At 50.1% G+C, this 8,607-nt stretch carries 13 protein-coding genes and 1 tRNA gene; 13 read left to right on the top strand and 1 reads right to left on the bottom strand.

Features of this window, described 5'->3' with window-relative positions; genetic code table 11:
- The 13 genes from EAO38_RS08075 to EAO38_RS08015 all read left to right on the top strand — a co-directional run.
- Positions 1–286: SH3 domain-containing protein (locus EAO38_RS08075; RefSeq protein ID WP_162982746.1), on the top strand; the 286-nt coding region annotated here is incomplete at its 5' end.
- Positions 283–1,092 carry a shikimate dehydrogenase gene (locus EAO38_RS08070; RefSeq protein ID WP_121022757.1) on the top strand — a complete coding sequence of 270 codons (810 nt, stop codon included), beginning with the start codon at positions 283–285 and terminating at the stop codon, positions 1,090–1,092. The genes EAO38_RS08075 and EAO38_RS08070, both read left to right, overlap by 4 nt.
- 9 nt (positions 1,093–1,101) lie before the next feature.
- Positions 1,102–2,091 (top strand): DNA polymerase III subunit delta, encoded by a 990-nt coding sequence (gene holA / locus EAO38_RS08065; protein ID WP_235852588.1) that lies wholly within the window; start codon positions 1,102–1,104, stop codon positions 2,089–2,091.
- A 54-nt stretch (positions 2,092–2,145) separates the two neighbouring features.
- Positions 2,146–2,571 carry a 30S ribosomal protein S6 gene (gene rpsF / locus EAO38_RS08060; protein WP_121022755.1) on the top strand — a complete coding sequence of 142 codons (426 nt, stop codon included), beginning with the start codon at positions 2,146–2,148 and terminating at the stop codon, positions 2,569–2,571.
- Positions 2,561–3,016 (top strand): single-stranded DNA-binding protein, encoded by a 456-nt coding sequence (ssb, locus tag EAO38_RS08055; protein ID WP_121022753.1) that lies wholly within the window; start codon positions 2,561–2,563, stop codon positions 3,014–3,016. Before rpsF ends, ssb begins: the two co-directional genes overlap by 11 nt.
- A gap of 14 nt (positions 3,017–3,030) precedes the next feature.
- On the top strand, positions 3,031–3,285 hold the full coding sequence (rpsR, locus tag EAO38_RS08050; protein ID WP_013469516.1) for a 30S ribosomal protein S18: 255 nt from the start codon (positions 3,031–3,033) through the stop codon (positions 3,283–3,285).
- Positions 3,286–3,344: 59 nt separating this feature from the next.
- Positions 3,345–3,857 (top strand): LPP20 family lipoprotein, encoded by a 513-nt coding sequence (locus EAO38_RS08045; RefSeq protein WP_121022751.1) that lies wholly within the window; start codon positions 3,345–3,347, stop codon positions 3,855–3,857.
- A 21-nt stretch (positions 3,858–3,878) separates the two neighbouring features.
- Positions 3,879–4,292: a hypothetical protein gene (locus EAO38_RS08040; RefSeq protein WP_121022749.1), complete on the top strand. Its 414-nt coding sequence runs from the start codon at positions 3,879–3,881 to the stop codon at positions 4,290–4,292.
- A gap of 3 nt (positions 4,293–4,295) precedes the next feature.
- On the top strand, positions 4,296–4,937 hold the full coding sequence (gene lpoB, locus EAO38_RS08035; RefSeq protein ID WP_121022747.1) for a penicillin-binding protein activator LpoB: 642 nt from the start codon (positions 4,296–4,298) through the stop codon (positions 4,935–4,937).
- Between the two features lie 41 nt (positions 4,938–4,978).
- On the top strand, positions 4,979–5,878 hold the full coding sequence (locus tag EAO38_RS08030; protein WP_121022745.1) for a carbon-nitrogen hydrolase: 900 nt from the start codon (positions 4,979–4,981) through the stop codon (positions 5,876–5,878).
- Between the two features lie 25 nt (positions 5,879–5,903).
- The gene (locus EAO38_RS08025; RefSeq protein ID WP_121022743.1) at positions 5,904–6,299 is read left to right on the top strand and encodes a hypothetical protein; all 396 of its coding nucleotides are present in this window, start codon (positions 5,904–5,906) and stop codon (positions 6,297–6,299) included.
- A gap of 25 nt (positions 6,300–6,324) precedes the next feature.
- Positions 6,325–7,617 carry a Na+/H+ antiporter family protein gene (locus EAO38_RS08020; RefSeq protein ID WP_121022741.1) on the top strand — a complete coding sequence of 431 codons (1,293 nt, stop codon included), beginning with the start codon at positions 6,325–6,327 and terminating at the stop codon, positions 7,615–7,617.
- A gap of 48 nt (positions 7,618–7,665) precedes the next feature.
- Positions 7,666–7,750, top strand: a tRNA-Leu gene (locus EAO38_RS08015).
- Between the two features lie 3 nt (positions 7,751–7,753).
- Here the strand turns inward: EAO38_RS08015 and EAO38_RS08010 are convergent.
- On the bottom strand, positions 7,754–8,607 hold an 854-nt coding region (locus EAO38_RS08010), incomplete at its 5' end, for a phosphoribosylformylglycinamidine synthase subunit PurQ (protein WP_205588383.1).

The following is an 8,607-nucleotide window of genomic DNA, read 5'->3' as shown; positions in this document are numbered from 1 at the left end:
CCCACCCCCACAAGCCCAGCCCACTCCCCCACAGGCGAGCACACCTCCTAGCCCGCCCCCCCCACAAAAGCCCACAGAACCCCCAAAGCCTAAAATGGATGTCTACTATGTTGCTGTAGATGTGTTGAATGTGCGCGCGTTGCCCAGCACCCATGCTAGAGTCACGCAACGACTCACGCGCGGGCAGGAGGTATCCATACAGGAGGTCAAAAAGGGTTGGGGTAAAATAGAAAGCGGTTGGGTGTTTTTGGATTTCTTAAGGCCAAAAACCCCTCTGCAGCCATGAAAACCAAGCTTTTTGGGGTCTTTGGCAACCCTGTTGCCCATTCTAAATCGCCCGCCCTACACAATAAGGCTTTTGCAGATTTTGCCCATGTGCTAGGTTTTCAAGGGGAGTATCGCGCCATTCTATTGCAAGAAGGCGCACGCCTGAAAGAAGAATTTGTCAAATTGGGTTTGAGTGGGGCCAATATCACCGCGCCTTTTAAGCAAATCGCCTATAGCTTGAGCGATGCGCAACAAGGCGTTGCCAAAGAGCTTAAAGCGCTCAACACTTGGGTGCTTGAGGGGGGGCGTGTGGTGGGTTATAATAGCGATGTACAAGGCTTTTATGCCCCCCTTGAAGCCCTAGAGACACCCATAAGCCATGCCTTAGTGATGGGGGCGGGGGGGAGCGCGCGCGCGGTCGTGCATGGTTTACGCGCACATGGCGTGCATGTGAGTGTGGTCAATCGCAGCGCGCAGAGATTAGAGGCCTTTCAAGCGCAGGGCTTGGCATGCTTTAGCAGTACAGAGTTCACCCCCAAACCATACGATCTCATCGTGAACACCACAAGCGCAGGCATGGATGGGGTGAGTTTGCCCCTAGAGGGCGCGCTACTTCATGAACTGCTCCATCAAACCCGCATCGCCTACGATCTCATCTACAGCGCCAAAACCCCCTTTTTGCAAATGGCGCAAGACTTGGGCGTGCGCACCCTAGATGGAAAAGCCATGCTCATCGCCCAAGCGGCGTTGAGTTTTGGTTACTTTTGTGCGGGGCGCGTGCCCTATGTGGAGATTTTAGAGAGCATGCAGGGAGCGCCCATTTGATGGGCTAGCATGTACCATCCAGAGTTTTTAGCTTATTTGGAGCGCGCCACCCCAAGGGTCGCCCTATTCTATGGGGAGTATGTCTTTTACATCGATCACTACGGACAAAAAATTTTAGATCGCTACCCACAGGCGCAAGTGCAACGTTTTTACTTCAATGATTACGATTTCAAGGCGATCTTAGAGGCCTTGAGTCAAAATTCTCTCTTTGGAGAGGGTGTTGTGGTGTATTTGAAGCTGGATCAAAAATTGGGCGCTAAAGAGTGTTGCAGCTTGTTAGAGGTGGTAGCATCTCATCCTAGAAACGCGCTTGTGATAGGGTTTTATCCGGGAAAAAATAAAGCCCAATACGCCCAACAAGGCAAACAATTTGGTGCGCAACTGCGCCATCCTAAACTCCAAGAACAGATCGTAGAGGTGCGTTTTTTCACGCCTGACAAAAGCGAATTGCTCGCTCTATTGCAAGAAAAGGCCCATGTACTGGGTTTGCAAATTGAGACACAAGCCCTACACCTCTTGCTTGAACTCCATCATAACGATGTGGGCATCATCTATCCAGAACTAGAAAAATGGTCTCTATGCGGGCATTTGGTGCGCGCACAAGAGATTCAACAAGAAGTTTATGGCATGGGAGCGGTGGGCGTGGACGCGTTGTTAGACGCGCTTTTTGAGAAAAAGCAGCAATGTTTAAGGCTCTTGGCGCGCTTGCAAGCAGAGGGTGTAGATGGGGTGGACTTGGTGCGCGCGCTCAGTCGTTATTTTTACCAACTCTTCTTATTTGCCAGCTATTTCAAAATGCATGGTGCAATCCAGCCCAAGCAGATTTTAGGCTTCAATCCGCCCCAAACCGTGGTTTTGCAACTGAGCAAGCGCGCTGGGCAGGTCCAAAATATGCGCGCGATCTTTGAATTGCTCAGAAGCTGGCATGTGGCGTGTATGCGGGGCGACACACAGGCGGGCTGGCATTTTTTAATCAAAGTGCAAGATTATATTGACTAGAATAACGGGCTTAATCCTTGCTCTCTTGGAGGGCGCAATCCAAAAGGAGATATCTTGAAGCATTACGAGACGATGTTTATTCTCAAACCCACCATGGTAGAAGAGGAGATCAAGAGCAAGATCGCTTTTTACCAAGAGGTGATTAGCAAGCATGGCGGTGTGATAGAGGCCAATTTGGACATGGGGAGCAGGCAGCTGGCCTATGAAATCAAAAAACAAAAACGGGGTTATTACTTTGTCATCTATTTCAAAGCGCAGGCTGAGGTGGTGTTGGAGTTGGAGAGATTGTATCGTATCAATGAAGATGTGTTGCGCTTTATCATTCTCAAATACGAGAGCAAGAAAGATCAAAAAGCTTGGCAGACGCTCATCGATCGCGCCTTGAAAAAGCCCGGCACAGAAGCCAAACAACCCCGCTTAAAAGAGCATCAAGAACCCCCCACCACACCTCAAGAACCCCGAGAGGGCGATGTACAATAAAATAACGCTGGTGGGGCATTTCACGCGCGATGTAGAGTTGCGCCATTTGTCTAGCGGGAGTGTGTTGGGGAAAACAGGGATTGCCACCAACCACATTTACAAACGCCAAGATGGCACGAAAGCCGAAGAGACCTGTTTTGTGGATATAGATCTGTGGGGGCGCACCGCTGAGATTGCCAGCCAATATCTGCACAAGGGTTCTAAGGTGCTAGTGGAGGGGCGTTTGAAATTGGAGAGCTGGAATGATCAATATGGCAATAAGAGGAACAAGCACAGCGTGGTGGTGGAGAATTTGGTCATGCTAGATTCTAAGCGCGATAGTGGGGGGGGTGCATTTGATCAGAGCCCGTCCTATCAACCTAAAAGTTTGAGCAACCCCGCGCCGCCAAAAAGAGAACCGGAAAAAGTGCCAGAAATTGATGTCAATGATGACATGCCATTTTAACAAGAAAGGAACTTATGGAAAAGAAACGCTATTCTAAACGCTATTGCAAGTATACAGAGGCCAAGATCGAGTTCATTGACTACAAGGATCTAGAGCTACTCCGCTATTCGCTATCAGAACGCTACAAGATCATGCCTAGGCGTTTGACGGGCAATAGCAAGAAGTGGCAGGAACGCGTGGAGGTGGCCATCAAGCGCGCGCGCCATATGGCCTTGATCCCCTATGTGGTGGATCGCAAAAAAGTCGTAGAAAACCCCTTTAGGGTTTAGCTCTCTGTTACTTTCATGCAATAGCATGCGCGTAGGTCAAATTTCACAAAGGAGTGAGCATGGTTTTCAAACAAATTAAATGGGCGTTGGTGGCAGGGAGTGCCATCGTGGCGTTGGCCATTGTGGGGTGTGGCGAGCCCAAATCTGGAGTGAGCAAGGAGAATAAGGAATACCGCGCCCAAACCAAGGACGCGCCCAAATGGGTCAATGGCGATCTCAACAAGATCAAAGTAGGCAATAAGGACTACTCTAGTTTGTTTCTGGGACGCGGTGAGGACGACATTGTAGGAGGCGATGTGAATTACGCCACCGATCAAGCGGCTGCAGCCGCGCGGGCCAATCTAGCCACCAATCTCAAGGCCGAGTTGATGAAAGATGTGCAAAGCCAAGCGAGTAGAAGTGGCAACTCATTGGACAAAAGCAGTAGCGTGAGTGTTAGCGAAAAAGTTGATAAAGTCCTGGTCGCGAGCAAGCCCCTAGCTAGATGGGTGGGTAAGGACCGCGTTTGGGTGCTTGTTGGCTTGGATCAAAGTATCGTCTCTAAAGTGCGTTCTGAGCTAGGTTTGCAGTAGTTGATGCGCAAAAGAGGGGTTGTGGGGGCTTTGGGCATTTTGCTGTGGGGTTGTGGGGGCGCGCCCGGTTGGGTGACTGCATGCAATAAACCCGCTACCATAGAGCAAGATAAGGTGGTTGCCTGCGGGGCGGCGGACATTTTAGAAGGCGATGTTGAGAACGCCACCAGTTTAGCCGGTGCGAAAGCGCGCGACAAGCTCGCAACCTTTATCTTGCAAGCCCAAAAAAGGGACGGGGATACAAAGAAGCTCTATGTAGAACTTCAGGGCACGGAGTTGCGCACAAAGTGGGTCGCGCCTAACAAGGTGTTTGTGTTAGTGGACATGGATGTGCACATGAGTCAAAAGGCCCAGATCAAGCAATCCTTGACTTCTGCCAAGCCCGGTTTAACCCCTGAGAGCCAAGATCAACACGATAAAGTTAAAAAGGAGTGATAGATGATAGGGGCGCAGAAGAGTTTCAATGGATACTTGTGGGCATCGTGCGTGGTGGGGGCTTTGGTGTTTGGTGGCTGTGGGCAGAATGTGAGCTACATTTCTAAGCAGGATCAAGAATCCAAGAAATACGCCACGGCGGGTTTGGACTATCAAGACATTGAGGACGCTGCTAAAACCGCTGTGGCCTCCATGCTGGCTAGTCCTGATGTGCAAGGTCTTAGCAGCCCTAAGGTCATCGCCGTTTCCGATGTGATCAACGACACCATGCAGCATTTTGACACCGAACAACTCACCCAACTTGTCCTCCAGACGCTTAAAAGTCAAGTACACAATAAATTTTATGTGACTAGGGCGATTGCAGGGAGTGGGGGGAGTGAAGATAAGATGATTGATAGGGTGCGTCAGTTGCGCAATAATGAGGAATTCAACCAAGAAACCACCCAAGAAAAGGGCACGTTGCGCGCGCCTGATCTCTCTTTGAGCGGTAAAGTCATCCAAAGAAACGCGCGGGTGAGTTCGAGCAAACAACGCATTGATTACATCTTTATCCTGTCTTTAACCAGCATTAAGAACGGGTTAGAGGTGTGGAGCAAAGAGTTCCCCATTTCTAAATTGGGTAGCAATAAATCCGTCTCTTGGTAGGGCTTTTAGACACTTAGGGGCTGTTCAAGGAGGTTTGAATCTTGCCAGCACGCCGCATCCATGTCGCCATCTTACAACACGCCTATCAGGGGGATCGCCTAGCCACCTTAAGGCACACCGCAGGCATGCTCGAGCAGGCTAAACAAAAATATGCGTCTTTGGATTTAGTGGTCTTGCCCGAGTTACACCCCTATGCCTACTTTTGCCAACACGAAGACCCTAGCCATTTTGCCCTTGCCCAAAACTATCCTCAAGATATGGAGTTTTGTAGCCATTTGGCTAAAGAGCATGGGGTGGTACTGGTGAGTTCTCTCTTTGAAAAGCGCATGGAGGGGGTGTTTTCTAATACGGCGGTGGTGTTTGAAAGAAATGGGGCTGTTGCGGGGATTCAACGAAAAATGCATATTCCCGATGATCCGCGCTTTTATGAGAAATTCTACTTCACCCCCGGGGATAATTTTGCGCCCATTGCCACGAGTGTGGGGAATTTAGGGGTGTTGGTGTGTTGGGATCAATGGTATCCAGAAGCTGCGCGCATCATGGCCTTGCAAAAGGCCGATGTATTGATCTATCCTAGCGCGATTGGGTGGGTGAATGATTCAAGCGAAAGCGCACAGGAAAAGGCCCTGCAAAGAGAAGCTTGGCGCGGGGTGCAACGCGGGCATAGCATCGCCAATGTGATGCCCGTGATCACCTCCAATCGCGTGGGCTTGGAGCTAGACCCCTCTGGACACACGCGTGGCCTGCTCTTCTTTGGGTCTAGTTTTATTTACGGGGCTTTTGGGAAAGAGTTGGCACTAGGTACACAGGGGGAGGAAATTGTCTATGCGTGCCTTGATCTAGAAGAGAGCAAAGAGACACGACTCATGTGGCCTTTTTTTAGAGATCGCCGCATTGAGGCGTATGGCGCGCTGTTAAAACGGGTGGTAGAAGAGTCTTAGTGGTTGTTTTAATAAAGGAAGGGCTATGCATTTAAAAGTGTCGAGATTGATGCTGTTAGCTTTTATGGTGTTTGGCATTTCTCTATTAAGTGCTTACCCTTCCGGTGCCCCAGTGAATTTTTTAGGATATAGACAGGTATTTGCCACATATTTCATGCGCACAGCGATTGCCAGCCATAATTTGACATTGCAGGGGGACCACTCTACTCTTTTCACAGGTAAAATATGCGATAGTGTGGATACACCTCACTACTGCTATATTCTTAGAACGCTTGTTTTGTCTAAATTTGAAAAGTTGGCGAGAGGGTACCAAGGAAAGGCCATTAATTTAGAGAATAATGGCATGCCCAAGCTATTCTCACAGGCTACTAAAGAAGTAGTAAGAGAATTTGAGCGTAATTACCCAACGGGGATAAAATAGACGAATAACAAAAAGGGATGGTTGCGTGATTTTAAGTAATCCAGCGGTGGTGTCTGTTGTGGTGATGGTGGGTCTGAGTTTGGCACGGCTCAACATCTTATTAGCAATCATTGCGGCGAGTTTGGTGGCCGGGGTCATGGGGGGGCTTGGGGTGGTTAGGACCACTCAGGTCATGATCGAGGGCATGCATGGCAATTTGGAGACGGCGTTGAGCTACATTCTCTTAGGCGCGCTGGCCGTGATGATTTCAAGCGGGAATCTCATTAAAGTCGTGTTGCACAAGCTAGTGGGCGTGATGGATAAAAAAGCCACGATTCTATGCTTTTCTATCGCGTTCATTGCCTGCTTTTCACAAAATCTCATTCCCGTGCACATCGCCTTTATCCCCATTCTCATCCCCCCGCTCTTGCATTTGATGAACCGCTTGCAACTGGATAGACGCGCTGTTGCCTGCGCGCTAACCTTTGGCTTGCAAGCCCCTTATATGACGATTCCAGCGGGTTTTGGGCTGATTTTTCTCAATCTCCTAGTGGAAAATTTGAATCAAAATGGCGTGCCCACAACCCTCTCTCAAGTGACCGGGGTGATGTCCATTGCCGGGTTTGCGATGTTGGTGGGCTTGGTGGTGGCCGTGTTGGTGCTGTATAGAAAACCCCGCGTTTATCAAGAAAGCCTAGAAATCCAAAGCGATCAGAGTTTGCAACTGGGTTGGCGCGACTATTTGACTTTGCTAGGGATTGTGCTTGCCTTTGTGGTGCAACTGAGCACAAAATCCCTGCCTTTGGGGGCGTTCATAGGCTTGATGGTCATGCTAGCTGGGCGCGTGGTCAAATGGAAAGAGATGGATAGCTTCATTGATGAGGGGGTGAAGATGATGGGCTTTGTGGCCTTTGTGATGTTGGTGGCCGCCGGGTTTGGGGAGGTGTTGCAAAAAACCCATGCCATTGCAGATTTAGTAAACGCGACAAGTAGCATGGTCTCTACCAAACTAGAGGGTGCCTTATTGATGTTGGCTATCGGGCTTTTCATCACGATAGGTATTGGTACTTCCTTTGGTACAATCCCCATCATCGCTGCCTTTTATTGTCCTCTATGTGTGGCCTTAGGCTTTAGTACCCCAGCTACCATTCTCTTAGTGGGCATTGCCGCAGCGTTGGGCGATGCGGGTTCTCCGGCCTCAGATAGTACCATTGGTCCCACGACCGGTTTGAACGCCGATGGGCAACACAATCACATTTATGACACTTGCGTACCCACCTTTTTGGTCTACAACATCCCCTTAATTGTCTTTGGTACCATCGGGGCGCTATTGCTCTAGACTTTCAGGGGTGTTTAAACTTATGGGGGGTATAATGGGCGTTTTTGGGCGGAAGTGGCGAAATTGGTAGACGCACCAGACTTAGGATCTGACGCCGCGAGGCGTGGAGGTTCGATTCCTCTCTTCCGCACCACTGCTAACTGAAATACTCCACAGCGCTTTTAAATACTGGCATGGCAAAATTCCCTTCTATGTTTTTGTACAGATGTGCGCCCACGCGCTCGCTATGCCCCATCTTGCCAAACACCCGCCCACAGGGCGAAGTGATCCCCTCAATGCCACAGAGCGACCCATTGGGATTAAAGGCAATGTCCAAACTCACCTCTCCTTTGAAATCCACATACTGGGTGGCGATCTGATCGCGCTGGGCGAGTTCCAAAAGGGTTTTAGGGGGGGCAAAAAAACGCCCTTCGCCATGCGAGATGGGCAGGGCATAAATGTCCCCGCGTTGGGTTGCACACAGCCAAGGCGAGGCGTTAGAGGTGATCTTGGTGTAGACAATCTTGCTTTGGTGGCGCAAAATGCTATTGTGTAAGAGGGTGGGGTGATGGGGCTTAGAGGGGGTGATGCGCCCAAAGGGCAATAGCCCTAGTTTCAACAAGGCTTGAAAGCCATTGCAAATCCCCCCTATCAAGCCATCTTTTTCTAAAAAGCGTGTGATCTCCTCTTGCAACACGGGATTGCAGAAAAAGGCCTTCATGAGTTTGGCCGCCCCATCGGGTTCATCGGCCCCTGAAAACCCCCCGGGCAAGAATAAAATTTGTGCGTGTTGGAGGGCCTCTTGCATGCCCATGATCGCTTGTGTACTATGCTGGGGAGTGAGATCGTTAAGAACTAAGGTTTGTACCACCCCTCCGGCCTTTTGAAAGGCCCTTTGGGTGTCGTATTCGCAATTGGTGCCCGGAAAAATGGGGATGAGTACCCGAGGGTGGGCGAGCTTGATGCGCGCTGGAGGGGGGCTTAAGGGGTGTGAGGGAGGGGGGAGAGGGG

This window comes from Helicobacter vulpis (assembly GCF_003660395.1).
Lineage (GTDB): Bacteria > Campylobacterota > Campylobacteria > Campylobacterales > Helicobacteraceae > Helicobacter > Helicobacter vulpis.
Note: the sequence above shows the minus strand (reverse complement) of the source record. Positions and strands in the feature narration are given on the sequence as shown.